26 protein-coding genes are annotated in these 24,990 nt (G+C 70.1%); 8 read left to right on the top strand and 18 right to left on the bottom strand.

Translation table 11 applies throughout. The annotated features are described in order from the left end of the window. Window positions 1–57: 57 nt before the first annotated feature. From ABZ622_RS15990 to ABZ622_RS15975, 4 genes are all read right to left on the bottom strand, one after another. Window positions 58–312, bottom strand: a complete 255-nt coding sequence (locus ABZ622_RS15990) for a DUF4229 domain-containing protein (RefSeq protein WP_360543437.1) — start codon at window positions 310–312, stop codon at window positions 58–60. A 151-nt stretch (window positions 313–463) separates the two neighbouring features. Beyond that, on the bottom strand, window positions 464–991 hold the full coding sequence (locus ABZ622_RS15985) for a GNAT family N-acetyltransferase (RefSeq protein ID WP_360543435.1): 528 nt from the start codon (window positions 989–991) through the stop codon (window positions 464–466). 111 nt (window positions 992–1,102) lie between these two features. Further along, window positions 1,103–2,266, bottom strand: a complete 1,164-nt coding sequence (gene mqnE, locus ABZ622_RS15980) for an aminofutalosine synthase MqnE (RefSeq protein WP_360543433.1) — start codon at window positions 2,264–2,266, stop codon at window positions 1,103–1,105. A gap of 95 nt (window positions 2,267–2,361) precedes the next feature. Beyond that, window positions 2,362–2,817 (bottom strand): Lrp/AsnC family transcriptional regulator, encoded by a 456-nt coding sequence (locus ABZ622_RS15975; RefSeq protein ID WP_093540069.1) that lies wholly within the window; start codon window positions 2,815–2,817, stop codon window positions 2,362–2,364. Window positions 2,818–2,949: 132 nt separating this feature from the next. Between ABZ622_RS15975 and ABZ622_RS15970 the strand changes: the two genes are divergently transcribed. Continuing rightward, window positions 2,950–3,084: a hypothetical protein gene (locus ABZ622_RS15970; RefSeq protein ID WP_256260259.1), complete on the top strand. Its 135-nt coding sequence runs from the start codon at window positions 2,950–2,952 to the stop codon at window positions 3,082–3,084. Window positions 3,085–3,092: 8 nt separating this feature from the next. Here the strand turns inward: ABZ622_RS15970 and ABZ622_RS15965 are convergent, their stop codons facing one another. Beyond that, entirely contained in the window at window positions 3,093–3,785 is a 693-nt protein-coding gene (locus ABZ622_RS15965; RefSeq protein WP_360543431.1) for a UbiX family flavin prenyltransferase, read from the bottom strand. Between the two features lie 119 nt (window positions 3,786–3,904). Here ABZ622_RS15965 and ABZ622_RS15960 point away from each other — a divergent pair, with 119 nt between their 5' ends. After that, a complete protein-coding gene (locus ABZ622_RS15960) occupies window positions 3,905–4,531 on the top strand; it encodes a rhomboid family intramembrane serine protease (protein WP_360543429.1) in 627 nt (208 codons plus the stop codon). A gap of 27 nt (window positions 4,532–4,558) precedes the next feature. Here the strand turns inward: ABZ622_RS15960 and ABZ622_RS15955 are convergent, their stop codons facing one another. The 3 genes from ABZ622_RS15955 to ABZ622_RS15945 form a co-directional block, all read right to left on the bottom strand. After that, the gene (locus tag ABZ622_RS15955) at window positions 4,559–5,227 is read right to left on the bottom strand and encodes a DUF4232 domain-containing protein (RefSeq protein WP_360543636.1); all 669 of its coding nucleotides are present in this window, start codon (window positions 5,225–5,227) and stop codon (window positions 4,559–4,561) included. A gap of 174 nt (window positions 5,228–5,401) precedes the next feature. Next, complete coding sequence (gene mqnP, locus ABZ622_RS15950) at window positions 5,402–6,319, bottom strand: menaquinone biosynthesis prenyltransferase MqnP (RefSeq protein ID WP_360543427.1); 918 nt, start codon at window positions 6,317–6,319, stop codon at window positions 5,402–5,404. Beyond that, window positions 6,316–7,773 carry a menaquinone biosynthesis decarboxylase gene (locus ABZ622_RS15945; protein WP_360543425.1) on the bottom strand — a complete coding sequence of 486 codons (1,458 nt, stop codon included), beginning with the start codon at window positions 7,771–7,773 and terminating at the stop codon, window positions 6,316–6,318. Before ABZ622_RS15945 ends, mqnP begins: the two co-directional genes overlap by 4 nt. Window positions 7,774–7,965: 192 nt before the next feature. Here ABZ622_RS15945 and ABZ622_RS15940 point away from each other — a divergent pair, with 192 nt between their 5' ends. The 4 genes from ABZ622_RS15940 (at window position 7,966) to ABZ622_RS15925 (ending at window position 12,606) form a co-directional block, all read left to right on the top strand. Further along, the gene (locus tag ABZ622_RS15940; protein ID WP_360543423.1) at window positions 7,966–8,361 is read left to right on the top strand and encodes a PLD nuclease N-terminal domain-containing protein; all 396 of its coding nucleotides are present in this window, start codon (window positions 7,966–7,968) and stop codon (window positions 8,359–8,361) included. Between the two features lie 19 nt (window positions 8,362–8,380). Then, window positions 8,381–8,824, top strand: a complete 444-nt coding sequence (locus ABZ622_RS15935; protein WP_360543421.1) for a nucleoside deaminase — start codon at window positions 8,381–8,383, stop codon at window positions 8,822–8,824. Between the two features lie 118 nt (window positions 8,825–8,942). Continuing rightward, window positions 8,943–11,051 carry a hypothetical protein gene (locus ABZ622_RS15930; RefSeq protein WP_360543419.1) on the top strand — a complete coding sequence of 703 codons (2,109 nt, stop codon included), beginning with the start codon at window positions 8,943–8,945 and terminating at the stop codon, window positions 11,049–11,051. Then, window positions 11,044–12,606 carry a hypothetical protein gene (locus tag ABZ622_RS15925; RefSeq protein ID WP_360543417.1) on the top strand — a complete coding sequence of 521 codons (1,563 nt, stop codon included), beginning with the start codon at window positions 11,044–11,046 and terminating at the stop codon, window positions 12,604–12,606. Before ABZ622_RS15930 ends, ABZ622_RS15925 begins: the two co-directional genes overlap by 8 nt. Before the next feature lie 4 nt (window positions 12,607–12,610). On the opposite strand, the gene ABZ622_RS15920 is transcribed toward ABZ622_RS15925, so the two are convergent. The 8 genes from ABZ622_RS15920 to hemL form a co-directional block, all read right to left on the bottom strand. Next, a complete protein-coding gene (locus ABZ622_RS15920) occupies window positions 12,611–13,138 on the bottom strand; it encodes an SRPBCC domain-containing protein (RefSeq protein WP_360543415.1) in 528 nt (175 codons plus the stop codon). A gap of 51 nt (window positions 13,139–13,189) precedes the next feature. Then, window positions 13,190–14,284, bottom strand: coding sequence for a c-type cytochrome biogenesis protein CcsB (gene ccsB / locus ABZ622_RS15915; protein ID WP_360543413.1), 1,095 nt, complete (start codon window positions 14,282–14,284; stop codon window positions 13,190–13,192). Next, entirely contained in the window at window positions 14,281–16,083 is a 1,803-nt protein-coding gene (locus tag ABZ622_RS15910; RefSeq protein WP_360543411.1) for a cytochrome c biogenesis protein ResB, read from the bottom strand. Before ABZ622_RS15910 ends, ccsB begins: the two co-directional genes overlap by 4 nt. A 5-nt stretch (window positions 16,084–16,088) precedes the next feature. Beyond that, complete coding sequence (locus tag ABZ622_RS15905; RefSeq protein ID WP_360543409.1) at window positions 16,089–16,850, bottom strand: cytochrome c biogenesis protein CcdA; 762 nt, start codon at window positions 16,848–16,850, stop codon at window positions 16,089–16,091. Window positions 16,851–16,854: 4 nt separating this feature from the next. After that, the gene (locus tag ABZ622_RS15900; RefSeq protein ID WP_360543407.1) at window positions 16,855–17,466 is read right to left on the bottom strand and encodes a TlpA disulfide reductase family protein; all 612 of its coding nucleotides are present in this window, start codon (window positions 17,464–17,466) and stop codon (window positions 16,855–16,857) included. Between the two features lie 67 nt (window positions 17,467–17,533). Then, the gene (locus ABZ622_RS15895; RefSeq protein WP_360543405.1) at window positions 17,534–18,784 is read right to left on the bottom strand and encodes a hypothetical protein; all 1,251 of its coding nucleotides are present in this window, start codon (window positions 18,782–18,784) and stop codon (window positions 17,534–17,536) included. 400 nt (window positions 18,785–19,184) lie between these two features. Then, window positions 19,185–19,913 (bottom strand): histidine phosphatase family protein, encoded by a 729-nt coding sequence (locus ABZ622_RS15890; protein WP_360543403.1) that lies wholly within the window; start codon window positions 19,911–19,913, stop codon window positions 19,185–19,187. After that, entirely contained in the window at window positions 19,910–21,217 is a 1,308-nt protein-coding gene (gene hemL, locus ABZ622_RS15885; protein ID WP_360543401.1) for a glutamate-1-semialdehyde 2,1-aminomutase, read from the bottom strand. Before hemL ends, ABZ622_RS15890 begins: the two co-directional genes overlap by 4 nt. Window positions 21,218–21,355: 138 nt before the next feature. Between hemL and ABZ622_RS15880 the strand changes: the two genes are divergently transcribed. Continuing rightward, window positions 21,356–21,946 carry a hypothetical protein gene (locus ABZ622_RS15880; RefSeq protein WP_360543399.1) on the top strand — a complete coding sequence of 197 codons (591 nt, stop codon included), beginning with the start codon at window positions 21,356–21,358 and terminating at the stop codon, window positions 21,944–21,946. Between the two features lie 414 nt (window positions 21,947–22,360). On the opposite strand, the gene ABZ622_RS15875 is transcribed toward ABZ622_RS15880, so the two are convergent. Further along, a complete protein-coding gene (locus tag ABZ622_RS15875; protein ID WP_360543397.1) occupies window positions 22,361–22,918 on the bottom strand; it encodes an NAD(P)H-dependent oxidoreductase in 558 nt (185 codons plus the stop codon). Between the two features lie 163 nt (window positions 22,919–23,081). On the opposite strand from ABZ622_RS15875, the gene ABZ622_RS15870 reads away from it, so the two are divergent. Next, complete coding sequence (locus ABZ622_RS15870; protein ID WP_360543395.1) at window positions 23,082–23,750, top strand: TetR/AcrR family transcriptional regulator; 669 nt, start codon at window positions 23,082–23,084, stop codon at window positions 23,748–23,750. A 93-nt stretch (window positions 23,751–23,843) separates the two neighbouring features. Here ABZ622_RS15870 and ABZ622_RS15865 read toward each other — a convergent pair whose 3' ends face one another. Continuing rightward, on the bottom strand, window positions 23,844–24,833 hold the full coding sequence (locus ABZ622_RS15865) for a universal stress protein (protein WP_360543393.1): 990 nt from the start codon (window positions 24,831–24,833) through the stop codon (window positions 23,844–23,846). Between the last annotated feature and the right edge of the window lie 157 nt (window positions 24,834–24,990).

The following is a 24,990-nucleotide window of genomic DNA, read 5'->3' as shown; positions in this document are numbered from 1 at the left end:
CGGATGTGAGGAAGCTTACGCGGCCCCTACAGAACCCTCATGCCACCGCCACCGCGGTCAGAGGGCGACGTGGTCCTCGCGGGTCCGGTTCGCCTCAAGGCGCCCCTTGGCGCGGTCGACCGTGGACACGATCTGCTCGGACATCTCGTCGCGCTGCTTGCGCAGCAGCACGTAGCTGAGCGGCGCGGACAGGACGAGGGCGAGCAGAATCACCCAGACGAGATTCGAGCCGTTCGTCCCGGAGGGCAGCAGGCCGAATTGCACGGCCACGGCGGCGACGGCGAAGCAGCCGACGAAGATACTGAGGCGCATCGCGGTGTACCGGATTGTCGCGCTCGGCTTGGCAGCGGACACAGTTGGCCTCTCTCTCAACGTATGACGGTCCTTCGATCCTGCCCGACCAGTGAAGCATGCCCCGGAATCGATCAGTTCGCAGGGCTCCACCAAAGGGGTGCGCGGCCCTTCAGAGCCCGAGCGGCAGCAGCATGATGATGTCGTCGCGGTCGTCCCCGTCGGCCACCCGGATCGCGTCCGGCACCCGCCCGACCTCCTTGTATCCACAGGAGGCGTAGAACCGGTCGACACCGGTGCCGCCGCGGCAGGTGAGCCGGACGGCCTCGATCCCGTCCGTCCCGCGGGCCGCCCGCTCCGCGGCGTCCATCAGATCGCGCCCGTAGCCCTTGCCCTGATGACGCGGGTGGACCATCACCGTGTAGAGCCAGAGCCAGTGGCGCATCAGCCGGTGGGTGTTGAGGGCGAGGAAGACCGTGGCGGCGACGGCACCGTCCTCGTCGCGGCCGATCAGCAGACGGGTGCACCCCTCGGCCATGGCCCCCAGATGCTTGTCCAGCTCGGGCCGGATGTCGTCGGCCGTGACCGGCGGTACGAAGCCGACCGCGCCGCCCGCGTTGGAGACATCGGTCCACAGCTCGGTGATGCCGTCCCGCAGCGCGCCGTCGACCTCGGGATCCAGCTCGAATGTAAGTGCCATAAGCGCAGACTAACCATTACAGGTCCCTCGCTCAAACCATGTCCAGAACGCGAGAAAGCCCCGGCCGGCGGCCGGGGCTCCCGTACATCTGGACTGCTGGAGGCTCGCGGGTCAGACGCGCATCGGCTGCGGCGACTCGCGTCGCCCGGCGTCCGGTCCCGGGTACTCGCGGATGATTTCGTACCGGGTGTTGCGCTCGACGGGGCGGAAGCCCGCGTCGCGGATCAGGTCCAGCAGGTCCTCGCGGCCGAGCTTGTTCGGCGTGCCGTAGTTGTCCGCGTCGTGCGTGATCTTGTACTCGACGACCGAGCCGTCCATGTCGTCCGCACCGTGCTGCAGCGCGAGCTGGGCGGTCTGCACCCCGTGCATCACCCAGAAGACCTTGACGTGCGGAACGTTGTCGAAGAGCAGCCGGGAGACCGCGAAGGTCTTCAGCGCCTCGGCGCCGGTCGCCATCGTCGTGCGCGCCTGGAGCTTGTTGCGGACCTTGCCGTCCTTCATGTCCACGAAGTCGTGCTGGTAGCGCAGCGGGATGAAGACCTGGAAGCCGCCGGTCTCGTCCTGGAGCTCACGCAGCCGCAGCACGTGGTCGACGCGGTGCCGGGGCTCCTCGATGTGCCCGTACAGCATGGTCGCCGGGGTCTTGAGCCCCTTCTCGTGCGCCAGACGGTGGATCCGCGACCAGTCCTCCCAGTGGGTGGCGTGGTCCACGATGTGCTGACGGACCTCCCAGTCGAAGATCTCCGCACCGCCGCCGGTCAGCGACTCCAGGCCGGCCTCGATCAGCTCGTCCAGGATCTCGGAGGCGGAGAGCCCGGAGATGGTCTCGAAGTGGTGGATCTCGGTGGCGGTGAACGCCTTGAGGGAGACCTGCGGCAGGGCTTCCTTCAGCGCGCTCAGCGAGCGCGGGTAGTAACGCCACGGCAGGGTGGGGTGCAGCCCGTTGACGATGTGCAGCTCGGTGAGGCTCTCGCCCTCCATCGCCTTCGCGAGGCGGACGGCCTCCTCGATGCGCATGGTGTACGCGTCCTTCTCGCCCGGCTTGCGCTGGAAGGAGCAGTACGCACACGACGCGGTGCACACGTTCGTCATGTTGAGGTGCCGGTTGACGTTGAAGTGCACGACGTCGCCGTTCAGCTGCGTCCGCACCTCGTGGGCGAGACCGCCGAGCCAGGCCAGGTCGTCCGACTCGTAGAGGGCGATGCCGTCCTCACGGGTCAGCCGCTCTCCTGCGCGGACCTTCTCCTCCAGCTCGCGCTTGAGCCCGACGTCCATGCGGCTGCCTCCCAGTTGTCGAAGTGCTGTGCGTTTCCCGGACGGTTGATACCGGGTGAAACCCCCGGTCCCCCGGGGGCTCCACCACGTTACGCCTACGACTCCTCGGGAAGTTCCCCGACCCGGTTCTCCCACTTGGTGGAGAGCACGATCGTCGTCCGGGTGCGCGAGACGCCCCGCGTGCCGCTGAGCCGGCGGATGGTCTTCTCCAGACCGTCCACGTCACCGACGCGCACCTTGAGCATGTACGAGTCGTCGCCCGCGATGAACCAGGCGTCCTCGATCTCCGCGAGGTCCTTCAGCCGGCGCGCCACGTCCTCGTGGTCGGCCGCGTCGGAGAGCGAGATGCCGATCAGGGCCGTGACCCCGAGCCCGAGGGAGGCGGCGTCGACGGTGGCGCGGTAGCCGGTGATGACACCGGCGGTTTCCAGCCGGTTGATGCGGTCGGTGACGCTGGGCCCGGAGAGCCCGACGAGCCGTCCCAGCTCGGCGTACGAGGCCCTGCCGTTCTCTCTGAGGGCCTGGATGAGCTGCCTGTCCACCGCGTCCATGTGACTGAAACCTTCCATTGTTCAGCAGTATCGCGAGTCTATGTGTAGAATCTAAGGCATGCAGGCTCCACCGCCTGCAAATCTTTCAGAACATCCAAAAAATGCTTTCGAATCTTCAGGAGTGAAAACACCGTGTACACGATCGAGATGGCCTACGCCCGGATGCGCGAGCTGCAGGACCTGGCCAACCGCTCGCGTGCCCACCAGCCCGCCGCCGCGCACCGGGTCGACCGGACCCGTAAGCCGCGTGCCATGAAGAAGCGCTGACCAAAGACTCAGCCACGGGAGTCGCGGGAGCCGCCACCGAGCTCTCCCTCCCACCGGCGGTACAGGTCGTGCGGCACACCTGCCGCGTCCAGTACCCGCCCGGCGACGAAGTCCACCAGATCCTGGATGTGCGTCGCCCCCGCGTAGAACGCCGGAGAGGCGGGCAGCACCACGGCGCCCGCCTCGTCCAGGCTCACCAGATGCTTCAGCGTCTGACCGTTCAGCGGAGTCTCCCGCACCGCGACAACCAGCTTCCGCCGCTCCTTGAGTGTCACGCTCGCGGCCCGCTGGAGCAGATCCTTCGAGAGCCCGAGCGCCACTCCGGCCACACAGGCCGTCGAGGCCGGGACGATCAGCATCCCCTTCGCCGGGTACGAACCCGAGGACGGTCCCGCCGCGAGATCACCGGCCGCCCAGTGCCGTACGTCCTCGACGTCCACGTCGAAGGTGTGCGGCTTCCCGTCCGCCCCGCGCGCCAGCCAGCCGCGCAGATCCTCCCGCCAGTGCGCGTCACGGAACGCGATCCCGGTCTCGTCCAGCAGGGTCAGCCGCGAGGCCCGGCTCACCACCAGATCGACACTCTCCCCCGCGGCCAGCAGACCACGCAGCACGGCGGCGGCGAATGGGGTGCCCGAAGCGCCTGAAACCCCGACAATCCAAGGCTGTCGCTGGTGCTGACTTACTGAAGTCCCGGAATCCACATACCCGAGCCTATCCGGCGGCACGAAACCGGAACCGAGTAAGGTGCCCCGGTCGTTCCAGGGTCGGGAGCAGGGGCGACAGGGAACATCAGGGGACACCAGGGGGCACGATGGCCGTGATGCCGGACCGGTCCGCACCGGCGTGGGGTGCGGGCGGGCGCGCGAGGACCGCGGCCAAGCTGATGCTGGGCTGGGTGGCCTTCCTCTGGCTGCTGGAAATCGTCGACGTCTCGACCGGTCACTCGCTGGACGGCTTCGGGATCGAGCCCCGTCGGGCCGCCGAGCTGCTGGACGTCGTGCCCGCGTCCTTCATCCACTTCGGCTTCGGCCATGTCGCCTCCAACAGCGTGCCGCTGCTGGTCTTCGGGTTCCTCGCCGCGCTCAGCGGCGTCCGCAGATTCGCCGCCGTGGCCGCGATGATCATCGTGGTCGACGGGCTCGGCGTCTGGCTGGTCTCGCCGAGCGGCTCCAACACGGCGGGCGCGTCCGGGCTGGTCTTCGGCCTGTTCGGCTATCTGCTCGTCCGGGGCTTCGTGGACCGCAGGATGCTCGACATCGGCGCCGGACTGCTGATCGGCGCGATATGGGGCTCGTCGATCCTGGTGGGAATCTCCCCCGCCAACACCTCGGTCAGCTGGCAGGGGCACCTCTTCGGGCTGGCGGCGGGTGTGGCGGCGGCGTTCGTCTTCCGCCGCCCCGCGCGCGGCCCGAGCACGGTGACGTCCGCCCGGCCGCTCATACCGTAGAGCGCGGACGGAGCCCGTGTGTCCGGCTCAGCCCTCGCCCTGGCCGGCGCTGCCCATCGGGCCGACCTTGACCGGGGAGCCGGAGCCGTCCGTGGCGGGCAGCGTGGCGGCGCCCGGCCAGTCGAGGGTGACCGACTTCGTCTCGTCCGGCGGGGTCACCACCAGCCCCGTGACACGGACACCGGAACCACCCGACTCGTTCATCGGGTAGCTGATGCCGAAGTACACCGACTTCCCGTCCTTGAGAGTCATCGGGGTCGACTTCTCACCCGTACGCTCCGCCGACAGCGACCCCGCGCTCGTCTTCAGGTCGACACCCGCGTACCCGGACAGCAGACAGTCCCGGCCCCCGCCGTTCTTCAGCTCCACCGCCACGGTCCCCTCGGTGTCACCACCGACCGTGCTGTCCGACGCCGTGATCTCCAGCTCGTCGGTGCGGCACTTGCCGACCTTGCCGTTCTCGTTGGAACCGGTCCCGGCGGCCGTGCCCTGCCCACCCGACCCCTTCCCGTCGGAGTCCTTCCCACCGCCCTGGTCCGCACCACCCGAACCCGAACCACCGCTCGCGGAAGCCGCACCGGACGCGGACGACGGCGGAGCGGTCTGTCCCAGGTCGTCCTCGCCGTTCTGACAGGCCGTGAGCGAGAGACCTGCGGCGACGGCCAGGGCTGCGAAGGTGATCTTGCGTACGCGCATCATTGCTTCCTCAGGATCGGTGGGCGGTGACGGCCACTCAGTACAGATACGTACGAACGGGCGTTCCTGATCACCAAGAGGCACCCGGCCGGGCAGCGCGTTCCGCCCGGCCATCCCCTAGTACATCCCTAAGACATCGCTGTTACACACACCGCCGGACACGCCCGGACCGGCTCAGACCGTCAGGCCCCGCACCAGCAGATCCAGCAGCGCACAGGCGAAGAGCGCGATCCCGATGAACCCGTTGACCGAGAAGAACGCCCGGTTCAGCCGGGACAGATCGTGCGGCCGCACCACCTGGTGCTCGTACACGAACGCGACGGCGACGATCGCCATGCCGATCCAGTAGAAGAGCCCGGCCTCGGTGGCCAGCCCGAACCAGACCAGCAGCCCGGTCGTCACCGCGTGGCAGACCCGGGCGCCCCACAGCGCGGCCGGAATGCCGAACCGGGCCGGCACCGAGCGCACCCCGTGCGCCCGGTCCGCCTGGACGTCCTGGCAGCCGAAGATCAGGTCGAAGCCACCGATCCAGATCCCGACCGCGAGGCCGAGGATCACCGCCTCCCACGACCAGCTGCCGGTCACCGCCAGCCAGGCGCCGATCGGCCCTATGGCCTGCGCGAGACCGAGGATGGCGTGCGGGTAGTGGGTGAACCGCTTGCCGTACGGATAGACCACCATCGGCACGACGGCGACCGGCGCGAGCGCCAGGCAGAGCGGGTTCAGCAGCGCGGCCGCGCCGAGGAAGACGACGACGGCGACGAGCGCCCCCGTCCACGCCGACTTCACCGAGACCGCCCCGGTGACCAGCTCCCGGCTCGCGGTGCGCGGGTTCCGGGCGTCGATCTCCCGGTCGATGATCCGGTTGCAGGCCATCGCGAAGGTCCGCAGCCCCACCATCGCGACGGTGACGAGCAGCAGCGTGACCCAGTCGATGGCCCCGTCCGCCCGGAACATCGCGGTCAGGGCGGCGATGTACGCGAAGGGCAGCGCGAAGACCGAGTGCTCGATCATCACGAGCCGCAGGAACGCCTTGACCTTGCCGGTCGGGTGTACGGGCCCTGAGCCCAGTGCTGCTTCGGCGGCGCTCACAGTCCGTATTCCTTCCACCGGCGGTCGACCTTCGCCGCCGTCCCGGGGTCGGACTCGACCATCTCCGGCCAGCCCCCGTCCCGGGTGTAGCCCTCCTCGGGCCACTTCCTCGTCGCGTCGATACCCGCCTTGCCGCCCCAGAACTGCTGGTAGGAGGCGTGGTCGAGATGGTCGACCGGCCCCTCGGCGACGGTCAGGTCCCGCGCGTAGTCCGTGTTGCCGAGCGCCCGCCAGGCCACCTCGTGCAGATCGTGGACATCGCAGTCGGAGTCCACGACCACGATCAGCTTGGTCAGCGACATCATGTGCGCGCCCCAGACGGCGCTCATCACCTTCTGGGCGTGCTTCGGGTACTTCTTGTCGATCGAGACGATCGCACAGTTGTGGAAGCCGCCCGCCTCGGGCAGGTGGTAGTCCACGATGTCCGGCACGATGATCTTGAGGAGCGGCAGGAAGAACCGCTCGGTGGCCCGCCCCAGCGGCCCGTCCTCGGTCGGCGGCCGGCCCACCACGATCGACTGGAGCAGCGGACGCTTCCGCATGGTCACGCAGTCGATGGTCAGCGCGGGGAACGGTTCCTGCGGCGTGTAGAAGCCGGTGTGGTCGCCGAACGGCCCCTCGGGAAGCATCTCCCCGGGCTCCAGCCAGCCCTCGATGACAACCTCGGCCTGGGCCGGGACCTGGAGCGGCACGGTCTTGCAGTCGACCATCTCGATCCGCTTGCCCTGGATGAACCCGGCGAAGAGGTACTCGTCGATGTCCCCCGGCAGCGGCGCGGTGGAGGCGTACGTCACCGCCGGCGGCGCGCCGAAGGCGATGGCGACCGGCAGCCGCTCGCCCCGTTTGGCGGCGACCTGGTAGTGGTTGCGGCTGTCCTTGTGGATCTGCCAGTGCATCCCGATGGTGCGGCGGTCGTGGCGCTGGAGCCGGTACAGCCCCAGGTTCCGTACGCCGGTCTCCGGGTGCTTGGTGTGGGTGAGCCCCAGATTGAAGAAGGAGCCGCCGTCCTCGGGCCAGGTGAAGAGCGCGGGCAGCCGGTCCAGGTCCACGTCGTCGCCGGTGAGCACGACCTCCTGCACCGGGGCGCTCTCCTGCTTCACCTTCTTCGGCGGCACGTGCACCATCGAGCCGAGCTTCCCGAAGGCCTCCCGCACCCCGACGAAGCCGTGCGGCAGCTCCGGCTTGAGCAGCCCGCCGATCTTGTCGCTGATATCGGCGTAGGACTTCAGCCCGAGCGCCTTGAGCAGCCGCTTGTCGGTCCCGAAGACGTTCATGGCCAGGGGCATCGAGGACCCCTTGACGTTCTCGAAGAGCAGCGCGGGGCCGCCCGCCTTGTTCACCCGGTCGACGATCTCGCCGACCTCCAGGTAGGGGTCGACCTCGGCCTTGATGCGCTTGAGCTCGCCCTCGCGCTCCAGGGCCCGGAGGAGGGAACGAAGATCGTCGTAAGCCATGCCGTCCAGTTTGTCATCACCGTCGCCGATCACCCCGAGGGCCCCACCCCGGCCGGTCCTCGGCCCGGTCGTTCCCGCGTCCCGCGGCCGGTTCACCCCGCTCGCCGTGATATGTCACAGCCACCGGATACTCTGGGCCCCAACCGGGGCGGGACAAGCCCCGCCAACTCTCCGCAGGGGGACCTTTCCATCATGTTCCGGGCCCTGATCTATCTCCTGCCTCTGGCGCTGACGATCTACGCGTTCATCGACTGCCTGAACACCCCCGAGGACGAGGCCAAGCACCTGCCGAAGATCGCCTGGGTCTTCATCATCCTGTTGTTCTGGATCGTCGGCCCGATCGTCTGGCTGGCCGCGGGCAAGATGCGCCAGGCGCCCGCCGGCGGCCGTACGCCGTCCGAATGGCACCGCAACCACCGCTCGCAGTGGGTGGCACCGGACGACAATCCGGAGTTCCTGAACGCGCTGAAGGACGAGAACAAGAAGGACGAGTCGCTCCTCAAGGACTGGGAAGCCGATCTGCGCCGCCGCGAGGACGAGCTGAAGCGCCGCGAGAACGGCGACAGCCCGAGCCCCTCCGGCGAGTAGCTCCCGGACCACGTACGTAATGAACGACGCGACCATGCTCGCCACCGCCCTCGCCGAGGCCCGCACGGGCCGCGCCGAGGGCGGCGTTCCCATTGGCGCCGCCCTCTACGGAGCGGACGGGGCGCTGCTCGGCCGTGGCCGCAATCGCCGCGTCCAGGACGGCGATCCGTCGCTGCACGCCGAGACCGCCGCGTTCCGCGCCGCCGGGCGGCAGCGCTCGTACCGGGGTACGACGATGGTGACGACGCTCTCCCCGTGCTGGTACTGCAGCGGGCTCGTGCGGCAGTTCGGGATCTCGCGGGTGGTGATCGGCGAGGCGCGCACGTTCAGCGGTGGGCACGACTGGCTGGCCCGGCACGGGGTGGAGATCGTGCTGCTCGACGACGCCGAATGCGTCGCGCTGATGCGGGAGTTCGTGCGCGACCACCCCGACCTCTGGAACGAGGACATCGGCGCCGGCTGATCCTTGGCCGCACCCTCCCCCGGAACGTTCGAAAATCCCCTCCACTCCCCAACACCCGGGCGATATCCTCGTGTTGATGGTGTGACAGATCGGATGGAGCGTCGACGCTGGGGGTGCTGTGGAGAGAGAGCTGTACGGACGCGAGGCGATCTTCGACGACGACGGACTCGCCGCGCGCCTGACCGGCCTCACTCCGTACGGCTCCGCCCGGGCCACCTACGAGCACCACGACGATCCGCCGGTCGCCGTGCTGACCGGCGGCCGCGGCATGGGCAAGACGGCCGTCCTCAAGCAACTGCGCCACCTCTACCGGGAGATCACCCCGGTCGCCCTGGTCGACTGCGAGGCCGTCGTGGCCCCCGACGACGCGGGGCCCGGCTGGACCCCGGTCACCGGGGCGCTGCCGGAGCTCGCCACCCAGCTCACGGCGAGGGTGCGGGCCGCCCGTCCGGTGCAGTTCCCCCGGCTGAGCCTCGGGCTGGTGGCGGTCGCCTCCATCTCCTGGACCCGCGAGGACGAGACCCGGGCGCGGCGCGATCTCCAGTCGCTCGGCCCGATGCTGGCGACCGTGGACGGCCGCGGGGACGCGGCGACCGGCTGGGTCACCAAGGTGCTGACGAAGCTGGCCGCCAGCGCCTTCGACTCGGTGGCCCCGATGGCCGGGATGGTCGCGGAGGCCACGGTCGAAACGGTCCTGGAGGAATCGTTCAACCGCTTCCAGCGGCGTTCGGCCGACTGGTACGGAAGCTATCCGCACGCGGGCGGCAACGGCCGGATCGGGCTGCGGCAGCTGGCGGTCGACTTCGAGCGCGGCGGCGATCTGCGCCGCCGGGCCGAGGACCATCTGGTGCTCGCGCTGGCCGCGGACCTGGTCGCGGCGTACGGGGGCCTGGCCTGGGGTGCCCGCCGGGGCCGGCCGGTGCTGCTCGTCGACAACGCGCACACCCCGCTGGGCCGGCAGCTGGTGGAGCCGCTGCTGCGGCAGCGGGCCGCCGGGGTGCTCGACCGGATCGCGGTGTTCGCCTCCTCCCGGGTCCGGGACCACGAGGGGCTGAGCCATGCGGTGCGCGTACGGCTGCCCGAGGTGGCGCACGGCTCGCACTGGTCCAGGGGCACGGGGGTGACCGCCGGGATCCTGGCCGTGGAACTGACGCCGCTGGGCCCGGAGCAGGTGCGCTCGGCGTTCGACCGGCACGACCGGGCGGGCCGTATCCCGGCCGGGCTGGCCCGTGGTGTGCACCGGCTGACGGGCGGGCGTCCGCTGGCGGTGGAGCTGCTGGCGCTGGCGGCGGGCGAGGCGCCGGAGCCCGCCTCGCTGGTGCCGGGATCACTGCTGGACCGCACGGTGGAGGTGCGCGAGGACCGGGCGCCGGCCCAGGTCGCCGACGAGCTGCTGGCCCGGTTGCTGCCGGGGTCCGGGCAACGGCTGGAGTTCCTGAGCGTGCTGGCCGCCGCGCACGGCGAGGACTCGGCGCGGCTGCTGGCGGAGAGCCGGCTGGGCCGGGGCTCGCCGGACGGCGATGTCGCGCTGCGGATGCGGGACGTGCTGCGGGCGGACGACTGGCCGGTCGGGCCCGGCCACTTCGTCGCCGATCCGCTGCTGCGCGCGTTGCTGCTGCACCGGCTGCGGTTCCAGGACGGCGACCACCCCTCGTACGCGGTGTGGCAGGCGGTGCACGTCTCGCTGCGTGGGGCGTACGGGCCCGGCGGCCGCCGCCCGAGCGTCCCGCATCTGCTGCACCAGAAGCTGGTGCTGGGTGACGCGGAGGCGTGCGTGGGGCATCTGCGGCTGCGGTTCGAGGAGCCGGACGTACGGGCGTGGCTCGAATCGCTGCGCTTCCTCGCCTCGGCACCGTACCCCCGCGTCCGCGGGTCCGCCGGCCCCGATCCGCGGCGCGCGGTCGCACTCGGCCGGGTGGACAACGCGGCGCCCAGGGGGCTCGAACCGGCGGCCGCGGAGCTCCATGTGCTGCTGCGCCGGCTGCTGCACGGCATCTGGCTGCTGTCCGATCCGCTGGCCCTGCCGGACGAAGAGGTGATCGACAAGATGGCGCACGAACTGCGACAGCTGTCCGGCAGGCATCCGACCGGCAACAGCGTGCTGTGGGACGCGGCCACGCACTGGCCCCGGGACATCAGGGCCTGGCGTCCGCTGTCCATGCCACCGGGCGAGCCGGGCCCGGACGGCGGCGGGCGTCCGCGCGGGGACGGTGGTCCGGATGCGTAATCCACTGCGCTACCGCCTCTGGTACACGACCCGGCAGAAGGTCGTCACCTCGGTGGTGGCCGGCGCCCTGGTGGTCACCTCCGGCTGGTACGGCATCGGCCGGCTGACCGCCCCCGAGGACCGCTCCTGCGCGAAGGGCGTCGAGCGGCCGCAGGGCAGCGACGAGTGCGTCGGCGTCTCCGGCGACGGTTACGACTTCGGGCGGTCGAAGCTGACCGGGGTCGCCGCGGCCATCGCCCGGGAGAACGACACCCTGAAGCCCGGCCGGTACGCGACGGTCGCGCTGCTGCTGCCGCTGACGTCGACGGACGGGGCGATGCAGACCAAGATGCAGCGGGAGCTGCAGGGCGCGTTCGCCGCGCAGTACCGGGCCAACCACCTCTCCAACGAGCAGGTGCCGAAGATCCGGCTGGTGCTCGCCAACACCGGGAAGAACAACCTGCTGTGGCGGCCGACGGTGGACCGGCTGAAGACGATGACCGGGGCCCCGGACCATCTGCGGGCCGTCTCGGGGGTCGCCACCAGCAGTACCCAGGTCAAGTCGGCGGTCAAGGAGCTGACCGCCGCGCACATCGCGGTCGTCGGCACCACGATCACGGCCGACGACATCGCCAACGGCCCGAAGGGCGATCCGTTCCCCGGCCTGGCGCGGGTCTCACCGACCAACCGGGACGAGGCGCGCGCCCTGGCCCACTTCGGGCAGGTCAAGGCGGACAGGGCGCTGCTGGTGCAGGACACCCGTACCGGGGACCACTACACGGACACCCTGCGGGCGGCCTTCACCGAGCTGGTGAAGGGCACCCGGTACCAGCCGGAGCTGTTCACCTCGCGCGGCGACCCCAACGACGAGGGCACCACGGCCAACACCTTCCAGCAGATCACCCACCTGATCTGCGACACGGACGCGGAGACGGTGTTCTTCGCCGGACGCCACGTGCAGCTGCGGCAGTTCATCAACGCGCTCGGGGCCCGTGGCTGCCAGAGCCGCGCGTTCACGGTCCTGACCGGCGACGAGGGCTCGTACCTCGGCAGCGACAAGAAGCTCGACCGGAGCGCGCTGCGCCGGAAGGTGACCGTCCGCTACGCCTCGCTGGCGCATCCGGACACCTGGGCGGCCGGGAAGAAGGGCGAGCCGGTGACGGGCGGTTCCGCGGCGGACTACCGGGACTTCCTGGATCTGCTGGCCACGGTGTCGAAGGCGCCGGCCGGCCCGATCGGCCCGACGGACCACCAGTCCCTGACCGACGGCCAGGTCATCGTCGCGCACGACGCGATGGCCCTGGCGGTGCACGCGGTCCGGCAGGCGACCGGGCAGGACAGCCGGCTGCCGCAGCTCGCGGACGTGGGCGAGCAGTGGCCACGGGTGAAGAGTTCGCTGAAGGTGTCGGGGGCCGGTGGCTGGATCTGCCTGGACAATCACGGAAACCCGTACAACAAGGCGGTTCCGGTGGTGGAGCTGGCGCCCGAGGACGCCGGTCAGCGGTTCGTGGCGATCGCCTGGCCGGAGGGCGGGCCGCCGGACCCGAAGTGCCTGCCGCCGGCCTCGGCGCCGTGACCGGTCAGCGCCCGGCCGCCGCGTACTGCTCGCGCAGCCCGGCCCACCGCAGCGGGGTCCACTTCGACCAGTCGGCGGGGTATCCGTCGAGCGCGTCCACCAGGTAGCGGAAGTGGTCGTGCCAGCCGGCCAGGCAGTCCAGGCGCAGCTCGTCGTCGCCCCGGAACTCATTGGTGAACCTCAGCAGCACATGGTCGCCGCGCGGTGGCTCCAGGTGGAAGCGGATGCGGCCGTGGAGCCCTTCGAGGGTGTACTCGGCGACCCGCTCGACGTCCCAGGCGGTGACGGTGCCGGAGGCGACCGTGGCCTGCCCGTCCTCGTCGGTGTTGAGCCAGCGCAGCGTGATCGCCCCGCCGATGCGCGGCTCGAAGGGGTCGGCGGCGGCCAGCCAGCCGCGCAGCCCCCCGGAACTGGCAACGGCTGCCCACACCCGTGGCACGGGGTGGGGCAGCCGTAGCGTGAACCTCAGAATGTGCAGGTCACCGTGGGTCTCGCCGGTTCCTGGCTCGATGGCGTCGGTCGCATCGGTCATGGTTCCAGCGTGGCCCTGTGGTGCGGGATCCGCACCCGTACGGGGGAACGGTCAGACGCCGGCGTAGGAGTGCTTGCCGGTGACGAAGATGTTCACGCCGTAGTAGTTGAAGATCCAGCAGCCGAAGGCGATCAGCGCGAGGTAGGCGGCCTTGCGGCCCTTCCAGCCGGCGGTGGCACGGGCGTGCAGGTAGCAGGCGTACGCGACCCAGGTGATGAAGGACCAGACCTCCTTGGGGTCCCAGCCCCAGTAGCGGCCCCAGGCGTCGCCCGCCCAGATGGCGCCCGCGATGATCGTGAATGTCCACAGCGGGAAGACGGCGGCGTTGATGCGGTACGAGAACTTGTCGAGCGAGGCGGCCGAGGGCAGCCGGGAAAGCACGGACTGCGCGAACCCGCCCGGCTCTCCCCCGCCGGCGATCTTGTTCTCGTAGCTGTCTCGGAAGAGGTACATCAGCGTGCCGACGCCGCCGAGGAAGAACACGGCGCCGCAGATGATGGCGGTGGAGACGTGGATCCACAGCCAGTACGAGTGCAGCGCGGGCACCAGCTGGTCGCTGTCGGTGTAGAGCCAGGTGGTCGCGATGCCGAGGTCCAGCAGGACGGTGGTGACCAGGAGCAGCCCCATCCAGCGGACGTTCTTCTTCAGCGCGAGGAGGACCAGGTACGCGCCGACCGCCACCGTGGAGAAGGTGATGGAGAACTCGTACATGTTGCCCCAGGGGGCACGCTGCACGGACAGTGCGCGGGCGATGACCCCGCCGGCCTCGACGAGGAAGGCGAGCACGGTCATGGAGACCGCCATCCGCCCGTAGAGGTCGCCCTTGAACGTGCCACCGGCCGCGCCGGGCCCGTCCGGCACGTCGCGGGTACCGGCCGCCGTGCGCGTGATGATCTTCGGGCGGTCCAGCACGGCGGTGCCGCCGCCCTGCTGCGCGACCTGCACCTTCACCGAGTCGGCGGCGCCCGCGCCCTCGGCCCCGGCCCCGGTCAGCGCGGCGGCGGTGCGGCCGACCTTGCTGCGGCTGCCGAACACCCATTCAGCGATGTGGGCGAAGAAGGCCAGGGTGTAGACGGCCATCGACGAATAGATCAGCACATTGCTGGTGTGCGCCAGGTTCTCGTTGGTTGCGGCGGCGAGATTCACTTCTCAGCCCCTTCGGCAGGTTCTACGGAGGATTCTTCGACGGAGTCGGAATCGGAGTCGGAATCGGGTTCGGGGGATGAATCGGGCTCGGCGTCGGTTCCGGCGCCAGGTCCGGCGTCGGCCTCGGGGGGCGCCGATTCGATGAGCGCGACCGCGAGATCGGCCAGCTCCTCGGGAAGCTTCGCGGACTCGCTGCGGCCGAGACCCGCCATTTCGACGACCGTGACGCCGTCCGCGCCGCGCACCGCCCGCACCCAGACCCGGCGCCGCTGGATGAACAGCGAGCCCGCGAGTCCGAAGATCGCGGCGACGGCCCCGGTCAGCGCCCAGCCGCTGGCCGGCTGCTCGGTGATCTGGAAGCTGGCCCACTCCTGGATGCCCTCGAAGGTGATGGAGCCCGCGCCGTCGGGCAGCTTCATCGTCTCGCCGACCAGCAGCCGCTGCTTGAGCTGCTTGCCGTTGGCGTCCTTGAACTCCGTCATCTTGGACTTGTCCAGCTGGTACACGTTCTGCGCCAGCCCGGAGTCGGGGCCGAGGTAGCCGTGGAAGCCGTTGAGGGCCAGTACGGGCATGTCGGCGGCCGGGAACTGCGAGAACATCGTGCCCTTGCCGTTGCCCGCGAAGGTCGGCACGAAGAACGCCTGGAAGCCCAGCTGGGTCTTCTTGCCGTCCTTGTCGCGGTAGCCGTCGAAGACCTTGATCGCACCGGTCGAGGTGACGTTGTTGTCGATGGGCAGCAGCGGCACCGGACTCCGGTAGACCTCCTTGCCCCTGCCGTCCTTGACCGAGACGACCGGCGCGTAGCCGTGCGCGTTGAGATAGACCTTGGTGCCGTCGACGACCAGGGGCTCGTTGACCCTGATGACGGACTTCTGCGGCTTGCCGTACGCGCCCTTCTCGTACGTCACATGGGCCTCGTAGGTCCTGGGCGTACCTCTCTGGGGGCCGCTGCGCTCGTACGTGCCGGTGAACTTGTCGAGCTTGAAGCTGAACGGGGCGAGCGAGTCGTCGTCGAAGAGCGAACCGGACTTGAAGTCGTCGTACTGGGTGAGCGTGTTGGAGAAGCCGTCGCCCTCGACGACCAGCTTGCCGCCCTCGGACTTGAAGAGCTGTCCGAAGGCGAACGCCACCAGCATCACGATCAGGGCGATGTGGAAGACCAGGTTCCCGGCCTCGCGCAGATAGCCCTTCTCCGCGGCGACCGCGTCGCCCGCGGTGTGCGCGCGGTAGCGCCGCCCCCGCATCATCGTGAGCGCGGCCGCGCGGACCTGCTCGGGCTCGGCCCCGGTGCGCCAGGTGGTGTACGCGGGCAGCCTGGTCAGGCGCTTGGGGGCGCCCGGCGGCCGGCTGCGCAGCTGGCCGACGAACTGACCGGTGCGCGGCACGATGCAGCCGATGAGCGAGACGAACAGCAGGATGTAGATCGCGGAGAACCACACCGAGCTGTAGACGTCGAAGAACTGGAGCTTCTCGTAGATCGGCGAGACGGTGGTGTGGGCGTTCTTGAAGGTCTCCACCTTCATCTCGTCCACGCTGTTCTGCGGGATCAGCGAGCCGGGGATGGCGCCGAGCGACAGCAGGAAGAGCAGGATCAGCGCGACCCGCATCGAGGTGAGCTGCCGCCAGAACCAGCGGATCCAGCCGATGACGCCCATCGCCGGGAGCCCCGCCGAGCTCTCCTCGCTCGGGGCGGTGGAGAGCCGGGAGCCGGCCGCGCCCAGCTCGCGGGCGTTCTCCTTCTCCCGCTCGTCCCGGGCCTCCCGCTCCGCCGCGGGGGGGGTGGACTTGGTGTTGCTCATGGAACTCAGATCCCCACCGTGAAGCCGTTGGACCAGACCTGCAATTGCTGCATCATCGTGCCCCACACACCGGTCAGCAGGAGAAGACCGGTCGCGATCATCATGACGCCGCCGATGCGCATGACCCACGCGTAGTGGCGCTTGACCCAGCCGAACGCGCCGAGCGCCTTGCGGAAGGCGACGGCGGCGAGCACGAAGGGGACGCCGAGGCCGAGGCAGTACGCGACGGTCAGTATCGCCCCGCGCCCGGCGGTGCCCTGGTCCATCGCGAGGATGCTCACCGAACTGAGCGTCGGGCCCAGGCACGGGGTCCAGCCGATCCCGAAGAGGGCGCCCAGCACGGGCGCGCCCGCCAGGCCGGTCACCGGCCTCTTGTGGATACGGAACTCACGCTGGGTCATCCAGGGCATCAGGCCCATGAAGAAGATCCCCATGAGGATCATCAGCGCGCCGAGGACCTTGGTGAGTATCCCGCTGTTGTCCAGGAGGGTCTGGCCGAAGAAGCCGAAGAGCGCGCCGCCGGAGACGAACACGGCGGTGAAGCCGAGCACGAAGAGCGAGGCGCCCGCGACCATCCGCCCTCGCTTGGCCTGCGCCAGGTCCGTGCCGCTGACCCCGGTGACGTAACTGAGGTAGCCGGGGACGAGCGGCAGGACGCATGGCGAGAAGAACGAGACGAGTCCGGCGAGTACGGAGAGTGGCAGGGCGACCACCAGGGCCCCGTTCGTCACGGTCTCGTTCTGGCCGACGAGGGCGAGGGCGATCACTTGATCACTTCTCCGCCATCAGCGGGTCGATCATCTGGTGCAGCTTGTCGGAGTCGAGCGCGACCAGGGAGCGGGCGGCGATCTTGCCGTCCCGGTCCAGGACCACGGTCGACGGAATGGCCTGCGGACGCAGCGTGCCCTTGGGGAAGCGGAGCATGAGCTTGCCGGTCGGGTCGTAGAGGCTCGGGTAGGGAACCCCGTAGTCCTTCTCGAAGCTGATCGCGGGGCCCTTCTTGGGGTCCCGGGTGTTGATCCCGATGAACTGGACGCCCTTGTCCTTCGTCTCCTTCGCCACCCGGGAGAAGTACTGGGCCTCAAGACGGCAGGGCCCGCACCACGAGCCCCACATGTTCAGCACGACGACCTTGCCCTTGTAGTCGGCGACGTCGAGCTGCTTGCCGTCGAGGGTCTCGCCGTCCAGCTTCGGGGCGGCCTTGCGGTCACCCTTGTCCGCGGTCGAGATCCCGCCACTGCCCGTGACGAAGTTCGTATTGCCACCTCCGCCGGCCTTGTTGCCGTCCCCGCCGCACGCGGTCAGCGTGAGGGCGAGGGCGGCGGCCGCAACGGGGGCGGCGAGCAGGGTGAAGCGGCGTCGAGGTGCGCGGCCATAGCTCATGTGAAAAGTTTCGCATGGCGGTTCCGGCGATCTCGGGCACCCCCCTCGGTGCCCGTAAAGCCCGTTGTCAGGCTTGTTTAAAGAAGGTGTTCCAGCCGCCTTCGGGCGACTGACCGACCTGCAGTGTGCGGAGCTTGTCGAGCACGGCCGGAGTCTGGACATCGAGCCAGTCGACGAACTGCCGGAAGGAGACGAGGCGCACATCCGGCTTCCCCGCGATTTTCTTGAGCACTTCCTCGACGGCGTCCATGTAGATGCCGCCGTTCCACTCCTCGAAGTGGTTTCCGATGTAGAAGGGCGCGCGATTCGACGAGTACGCGCGGTTGAAACCGGCGAGATACGACCCGGTTGCCTGCTTTCGCCATTCGGGATAGCGCGAGGGCATGCCCTTGGTCGAATTCAGCGACTGGTTGGCGAGGATGTTGTAGTCCATCGAGAGAACCTCGAAGGTGTGGCCGGGGAAGGGCATCGCCTGGAGCGGCAGGTCCCAGACACCCTCCCGCTTCTTGGGCCAGACCTGGGTGCCGCCGGGCGAGCTGGCGTCGTAGCGCCAGCCGAGCTTGCTCGCCGTGGGCAGCAGATTCTCCTGGCCGAGCAGGCAGGGGGCGCGGCCGCCGATCAGTTCCTTGCGGTAGTCGAAAGGCAGCGGATCGAGGTCGGTCCAGCCGGTGTTCGTGCGCCATTCGGTGACGAATGAGACCGCCTGATCGATTTCGTTGCGCCACTGCGCGGACGACCAGTTGGCGACCGATCCGGAACCGCTGCAGAAATGCCCGTTGAAGTGGGTGCCGATCTCGTGTCCGTCGAGCCAGGCCTGACGGACGTTCTTCAGCGTCTCCTTGATGTGATCGTCGGTGAGATATCCGATGTCAGAGGCTCCGACGGGGTTGTTGGGCGGGCGGTACATGGACTTCTTCGACTCGGGCAGCAGATAGAGCCCGGACAGGAAGAAGGTCATCGCCGCGTCATGATCCTTGGCGAGTTCCAGAAAGCGCGGGAAGAGTCCGTTGCCGACCTCGCCGGCACCGTCCCAGGAGAAGATCACGAACTGCGGCGGCGTCTGCCCGGGTTCGAGCGGCACCGGCTTGGCGGGCTGGTGCGGCTGCTTTCCGGTGTCCGCGGTGGAACCGTCCCCGATCTCCCTGACGTCCTTCTTCGCGGGCCCGGTCCCCCGGGTGGCCTCGTCGGCCCCCTTCTCCCCCGTGTTCCCCGACCGGCCCGAATCGGAAGAGCCGAAGGCGCCGCAGCCCGCCACACCGATCGCGGCAGCGGCCCCCAGCCCGGCTCCGAGCAGACCCCTTCGGCTGATGTCGCGCATGATTACCCCATCTGCGGTCGTTTTGCCTTAAGTCCATACAAACTGGCGAAGGCTTAGATGATGGAATCAACACGGGGGTTCCGCGAATTAGCACATGATTCTTTGCGAGACCAGACCCAGACCATGACCGAACACATGACCTAGCAGGTGGGGCGGGGCGGGAGCGGCGCTCAACCGCCGCCGAAGACATCAATCGCCGGAGGGCGGACGACCAATCGCGGAGGGGGGCGACCAATCGCGGGGGGCGACCAATCGCCGGACGGGCGAAAAATCAAGCCCGTCCGGCGATTGAGGACAAAACAGCAACCAAAGACAAACCGGCACCCGGCAACTGGGACCAGGGACGAGGGATCGGGCACCGGGGCCCCCGCACCCCGCCCCCGCCGGCCCGGTGGGCCGGCTACGCGCCGAACGCCTTCGACTTCCCCTTCACCGGCTTCGCCCCGGCCCGCAGATGCACCGGCACCAGGTCCCGGGCCGGCTCCGAGTACCCGACCGACACGATCTTGTCGCCCTGGTACGTGAAGCTGGTCAGCGAGGCGAGGGTGCACTGCCGCTTGCGCGGGTCGTGCCAGAGCCGCCGCCGCTCGACGAAGCTGCGCACGATCCAGATCGGCAGCTGGTGGCTGACGCACACCGCCTCGTGGCCGCGCGCCGCGTCGCGCGCCGCGTCCAGCGCGCCCATCATCCGTACGACCTGCTCGATGTACGGCTCGCCCCACGACGGGCGGAACGGGTTCGTCAGGTGTTTCCAGTTGTCCGGCTTGCGCAGCGCGCCGTCGCCGACGCCGAAGGTCTTGCCCTCGAAGACGTTGGCCGCCTCGATGAGCCGACCGTCGGTGGCCAGGTCCAGGCCGTGCGTCTTGGCGATCGGCGTGGCCGTCTCCTGGGCGCGCTCCAGCGGCGAGGCGACGACATGGGTGATGTCGCGGCCGGCCAGGTGTTCGGCGACCCGGTCGGCCATCTGCCGGCCGAGCTCGGAGAGGTGGTAGCCGGGGCGGCGCCCGTAGAGCACGCCCTCCGGGTTGTGCACCTCGCCGTGCCGCATCAGATGGACGACGGTGATGTCCTTGCGGCTTCCCTCGTCCTTGCGGCTTTCCTCGTCCTTGCGGCTTCCGTTCTCGCTCATGCGGTGGCCTCCGAGGCGGCGCGGGCGGCGGCGGGCAGGGCGGCGGCGATGCGCTCGACGGCCTGTGTGTCGTGGGCGGTGGAGACGAACCAGGACTCGAAGGCCGACGGCGGCAGGTAGACGCCCTGCGACAACAGCGAGTGGAAGAAAGCGGTGAAGCGGAAAGCTTCCTGCTGCTTCGCGTCCTCGTAGTTCCGCACCGGCCGGTCGGTGAAGAAGACGGAGAACATGTTGCTCGCCGCCTGCACGGTGTGCGCCACGCCCTCCTTGGCCAGCGCCTCACTGACCAGGCCCCGGATCTCCGCGGAGACCGCGTCCACCTTGGCGTACGCCGCGTCGTCGAGCAGTCGCAGCTGGGCGAGACCGGCGGCGGTGGCGACGGGGTTCCCGGACAGGGTGCCCGCCTGGTAGACGGGACCGGCCGGGGCGAGGTGCGCCATCACGTCCGCGCGCCCGCCGAACGCCGCGGCCGGGAAGCCGCCGCCCATGACCTTGCCGAAGGTCATCAGGTCGGGCCGTACCCCGTCGACGCCGTACCAGCCGGCCTTCGACGTACGGAATCCGGTCATGACCTCGTCGGAGATGTAGAGCGCGCCGTTGGCCGCGCAGAGCTCCTTGAGCCCGGCGTTGAAACCGTCCAGCGGCGGCACGACGCCCATGTTGCCCGGCGACGCCTCGGTGATCACACAGGCGATCTCGCCGGGGTGCGCGGCGAACGCCTCGCGGACGGCGGCCAGATCGTTGTACGGCAGCACGATCGTGTCGCCGGCCTGCGCACCGGTGACCCCCGGGGTGTCCGGGAGGCCGAAGGTCGCGACCCCGGAACCGGCGGCGGCGAGCAGCGCGTCGACGTGGCCGTGGTAGCAGCCGGCGAACTTCACCACCTTGGCCCGGCCGGTGAATCCGCGGGCGAGGCGGATCGCGGACATGGTCGCCTCGGTGCCGGACGACACGAGTCGCACCTGCTCCACGGGCTCGATCCGTGCCACGATCTCCTCGGCGAGCGCGACCTCGCCCTCACCGGGCGTACCGAACGAGGTGCCGCGGGCGACGGCCTCCTGGACTGCGGCGATGACCTCCGGGTGGGAGTGGCCGAGGATCATCGGCCCCCACGAGCACACGAGGTCGACGTACTCACGGCCGTCGGCGTCGGTGAGGTACGGACCGCTGCCGGACACCATGAAGCGGGGCGTACCGCCCACGGCCCGGAAGGCACGTACGGGAGAGTTCACGCCGCCGGGCGTCACGAGGGACGCGCGGTCGAAAAGCGTCTGCGAAACTGGGGCGTCATAGGGAAAGCTCACACAAGCCATGGTGTCAGAGCCACGGACGGTCTTGCGGACAGGTGTTTCACCGCACGTCCGTGGGGGAGGTCACTGACACGATGATCGGGTTGCGCGGCGGGGGCTGTGTCTCCTAAGTAGTAGTCGGGTGGATGAGATATGCATCGCGGTGGCGGAGTGGGCGAAGGGACCGACGATCTGGGGCCCGAGCCTGCCCGGCGGGGTCGGCACCGGCGTGAGGCGGAGCGCGCGCAGGGCATACGGGCCGGTGGGGCACAGGGTGGCGAAGCCGGAAGCAGGAGTGGTGGCCGGGTGGGGGTGACCTACAAGTACTTCGGTGCCCCCGACGGGGCCACCGCGGCACGCGTGCCCATTTCGATGCGCCCCGAGGAGCTCGGCGGTGACGAGCTGGGCATGGGCGGCATGTTCACCAAGATCAAGCCCGAGACGGTGGCGGCGATGGTCCTCACCGGAATACAGGGCATACCGCTGCACAAGGTCCCGCCGCTCGAACTGGTGGTGCTGCACCCCGACTACGCGGTGGTCAAGCTTCCGATGACGGTCGTCGACCCGCTGCGCGGCGTCGGCGAGGAGTCGGTGGGCGCCGCGGCGTTCATCTGGTCCACGGTCCCGGACCGCGGCGGCCCGCGCGACGCGTTCAACGTCTACCAGCTCCTGCACGAGTGGCAGGACTTCTCGCACCGGCTGCACGACGCGGGACATCAGGCGTACTGCCTGGTGTGGCCCTGACCCGGGGTCCGTTCCGTACCGCGGGGCCGCCGTCCGGCGACGGGGCGGCGCGGGTCAGCCAGCTGAGGCGGCGGGTCAGCCGGCCGGGGCGGGTGATCGCCGGTCTCGCCGCCGAGGTCCCGCCCGCGTGGCGGCGGGCCGGGTCCGCCCCATGGTCGACGGCGTCCTGACGTTCGGCAGGGGCGGGGCAGGGGCGGGGAAGCGGCCGACCGGCTGCGCGGCCATCAGGCACCCGACAGGGTCGTTCTCCCGGTGCCCCGGCCTCTCGGTGCCCCGGCACCCCGGTGTCCCGGCCCGGTGCCCGGAGGCCGCGCACCGCTGCCGTGACCCGCACGAAAGCACACGAAAACAGCGGCGCGCGGCTGCGACGTGGCGTACTCGCCCACCTCGCAGCCGCGCGCACGGCGCGGAAGATCAGGCAGCCACGGAGGCGGCCGAGTGCACCTTGCCGAGCACCTCGGTGAGCGCGGTGACGACCTCGGCGTCGTCGGCCGGGTGGGTGTCGGCGAACCGCGTCACGGAGCCGGGGATGGACAGCTTGGCGTCCTCCAGGACCACGGCGCCCGCGATGCCGACGGACTTGCGGGCGTCGTCCTGCGCCCAGACGCCGCCGTACTGGCCGTAGGCGGTGCCGACCACGGCGACCGGCTTGCCGGAGATGGCGCCGACGCCGTGCGGGCGGGACAGCCAGTCGATGGCGTTCTTCAGGACGGCCGGCATGGTGCCGTTGTACTCGGGCGAGAAGAGCAGGAACGCGTCGGTCTTCCCCGCCACCTCACGCAGCCGGGCGGCAGCGGCCGGGACGCTTCCCTCGACGTCGATGTCCTCGTTGTAGAAGGGCACCTCGGCCAGGCCCTCGAACAGCTCGATCTCGACGCCCGAGGGGGCGTGCTTGGCGGCGGCTTCGGCGAGCTGACGGTTGTGCGAACCGGCGCGGAGGCTGCCGACGAGCGCGAGGATGCGTACAGACATGAGGAACTCCCGGGGAGGCGGAGAGGCAGGTACAACAGGCGCACCGAGCAAACGCACCCATGGCGCCGCACGGATCGAATCAAACGGACCGTGGTCCGTTTAAAGTTGTACCACCTAAACGGACCACGGTCCACTTACCCTTTCCGGGCGCTACGCTGAGACCATGACCGGCCCCGATATCCCTCCGACGCCGAGGCTGTCCGAACCGCTGCCCGAACCAGGGGATGCGCGAACGACTCTCCCGCTCGCCCCGATCGATGAGCCCCCGCAGTTGCGGGCCGACGCGGCACGCAACCGCACGCTCCTGCTCGACGCCGCTTCCCGGCTGCTGACCGGGTGCGGGGCGGCGGACCTGACCATGGAGTCGGTGGCCGCCGCGGCGGGGGTGGGCAAGGGCACTGTCTTCCGGCGGTTCGGCGACCGGGCCGGACTTCTGCTCGCGCTCCTGGACCACCGGGAGAAGCAGCTCCAGGCCGCCTTCCTCTCCGGCCCGCCGCCGCTGGGCCCGGACGCCCCCGCGGCGGAACGGCTGCACGCCTTCGGGCCCGCCGTGCTGCGCCACGAACGCGATCAGCACCCGCTGATCCTGGCCAGCCGGACCGACCCGCTGCGCAACTACGCCGTCCCGGCGCTGCGCCTGCGCCTCAACCACCTCGCGATGCTGCTGCGGCAGGCGAAGGTGCCCGGCGATCCGGAGCTGCTCGCCCACACCCTGCTGGCCTCCATCGACACCGCCCTCGTCCACCACCTCACCACCGAGCGCGGCATGCCCCCGGAGCACCTGGAGGAAGCCTGGCACCACCTGGTCACCCGCCTCGGGGCAACCGTCTGAGGCCGGACCGGCCGACCGGCGGCTCAGATGGCTCAGGGCGCTCGGGCCGACCGGCGGCTCAGATGGCTCAGGCCGACCGGCGACCCAGGCCGCTCAGGCCGCCGGCGGTACGACATCCGACGGTGGTACAACGGCCGCCAGCGGTACGACGTCCGCCGACGGCACGACGGCCACCGGCGCCGGGCAGTGGTGCAGGACCGCGTGAGCGACGTGCCCGATGCGCGGCTGTCCGGGCCTGCGCGGGGTCGCCCGGCGGCCGACGACCACGAGTCCGGCCCCTGCCCCGGCCTCCGACAGCAGCCGGGCGGGCCGCCCGATCCCGGGCTCCTCGGCCACCTCGACGGCCGGGTACCGCTCGCGCCACGGCGCCAGCACGGCCCGCATCGTTTCGGCGGCCCGGTCGATCGCCTCGGACCGCCGGCCCTCGTCGTCACCGATGCCGTGCCCGAAGTAGGGCGGCGGATTCCAGCCATTGATCACCCGCAACGGCGCCGACCGGACGGAGGCAGCCGCGAAGCCGAACCGGATCGTCTCGTCACCGGGGCTGCTCAGATCGATGCCGAGCACCACGGCACCGTCACCCGCCTCCGACGCCCCACCGTCACCACCGTTGCCACCACCACTGCCGGCTTCCCCTCCCGCATCCTCCTCGGCCCCCTCTCCCTCGCCCTGCCCGCCCTCAGGGGCACGCACGAGGACGACCGGCCGCCCGGTGTGCGCGACGGTCGCCATCGCCACGGACCCCAGCAGGAATCCGGCGAGCGGGCCGAGCCCGGTGCTCCCGAGAGCCAGCAGTTCGCTCTCCTTCGCGGCCTCGCACAGCACCTCGGGCGGCGGGCCGGTGAGCCGGTCGGCGGTGACGTCCAGGCCCGGGTAGCGGCGCCGCAGCTCCGCGGCGGCCTCCTCCGGCACCCGTACGGACCACTGTTCCGGCATTTCGCTGCCGGCCAGCGGCGCGTACGAGAACGGCTGCCACTCCCAGGCGCTCACCAGCCGCAGCGGCAGACCTCTCAGCGCAGCCTCACGGGCGCCCCAGTCCGCCGCGGCCATGCTCGCGGGCGTCCCGTTCAGTCCTACGGTCACGGGGACGGTCATGATCCACCTCCGGTGCGCGAAGTGCCGTCGCCACCCTCCCCCGCCTCCCCTTCCACGATCCCCCACCGGCGGGATCCCGGAAACCCGGACCTTCTCCCATACCGTCGCGGCGGCACTTGATACATGCTGGAGAGACATCGACAGT

Origin of the sequence: Streptomyces sp. NPDC007164, assembly GCF_040634135.1 — a bacterium.
Classification (GTDB): Bacteria; Actinomycetota; Actinomycetes; order Streptomycetales; family Streptomycetaceae; genus Streptomyces; species Streptomyces sanglieri.
The sequence above is the reverse complement of the archived record's forward strand: the minus strand, read 5'-3'. Positions and strand labels throughout refer to the sequence as shown.

Excerpts from the sequence above, each read along its gene's own strand:
- ABZ622_RS15940 (WP_360543423.1), top strand. The coding sequence starts at position 7,966 with ATGTTCCGGGCCCTGATCTATCTCCTGCCTCTGGCGCTGACGATCTAC.
- ABZ622_RS15900 (WP_360543407.1), bottom strand. The coding sequence starts at position 17,466 with ATGAGCTATGGCCGCGCACCTCGACGCCGCTTCACCCTGCTCGCCGCC.
- ABZ622_RS15920 (WP_360543415.1), bottom strand. The coding sequence starts at position 13,138 with ATGACCGATGCGACCGACGCCATCGAGCCAGGAACCGGCGAGACCCAC.
- ABZ622_RS15895 (WP_360543405.1), bottom strand. The coding sequence starts at position 18,784 with ATGCGCGACATCAGCCGAAGGGGTCTGCTCGGAGCCGGGCTGGGGGCC.
- ABZ622_RS15935 (WP_360543421.1), top strand. The coding sequence starts at position 8,381 with ATGAACGACGCGACCATGCTCGCCACCGCCCTCGCCGAGGCCCGCACG.
- ABZ622_RS15990 (WP_360543437.1), bottom strand. The coding sequence starts at position 312 with ATGCGCCTCAGTATCTTCGTCGGCTGCTTCGCCGTCGCCGCCGTGGCC.
- ABZ622_RS15955 (WP_360543636.1), bottom strand. The coding sequence starts at position 5,227 with ATGCGCGTACGCAAGATCACCTTCGCAGCCCTGGCCGTCGCCGCAGGT.
- ABZ622_RS15890 (WP_360543403.1), bottom strand. The coding sequence starts at position 19,913 with ATGAGCGAGAACGGAAGCCGCAAGGACGAGGAAAGCCGCAAGGACGAG.
- ABZ622_RS15960 (WP_360543429.1), top strand. The coding sequence starts at position 3,905 with ATGCCGGACCGGTCCGCACCGGCGTGGGGTGCGGGCGGGCGCGCGAGG.
- mqnE (WP_360543433.1), bottom strand. The coding sequence starts at position 2,266 with ATGGACGTCGGGCTCAAGCGCGAGCTGGAGGAGAAGGTCCGCGCAGGA.
- ABZ622_RS15975 (WP_093540069.1), bottom strand. The coding sequence starts at position 2,817 with ATGGACGCGGTGGACAGGCAGCTCATCCAGGCCCTCAGAGAGAACGGC.
- ABZ622_RS15880 (WP_360543399.1), top strand. The coding sequence starts at position 21,356 with ATGCATCGCGGTGGCGGAGTGGGCGAAGGGACCGACGATCTGGGGCCC.
- ABZ622_RS15910 (WP_360543411.1), bottom strand. The coding sequence starts at position 16,083 with ATGAGCAACACCAAGTCCACCCCCCCCGCGGCGGAGCGGGAGGCCCGG.
- ABZ622_RS15925 (WP_360543417.1), top strand. The coding sequence starts at position 11,044 with ATGCGTAATCCACTGCGCTACCGCCTCTGGTACACGACCCGGCAGAAG.
- ABZ622_RS15870 (WP_360543395.1), top strand. The coding sequence starts at position 23,082 with ATGACCGGCCCCGATATCCCTCCGACGCCGAGGCTGTCCGAACCGCTG.
- ABZ622_RS15945 (WP_360543425.1), bottom strand. The coding sequence starts at position 7,773 with ATGGCTTACGACGATCTTCGTTCCCTCCTCCGGGCCCTGGAGCGCGAG.
- ABZ622_RS15875 (WP_360543397.1), bottom strand. The coding sequence starts at position 22,918 with ATGTCTGTACGCATCCTCGCGCTCGTCGGCAGCCTCCGCGCCGGTTCG.
- ABZ622_RS15985 (WP_360543435.1), bottom strand. The coding sequence starts at position 991 with ATGGCACTTACATTCGAGCTGGATCCCGAGGTCGACGGCGCGCTGCGG.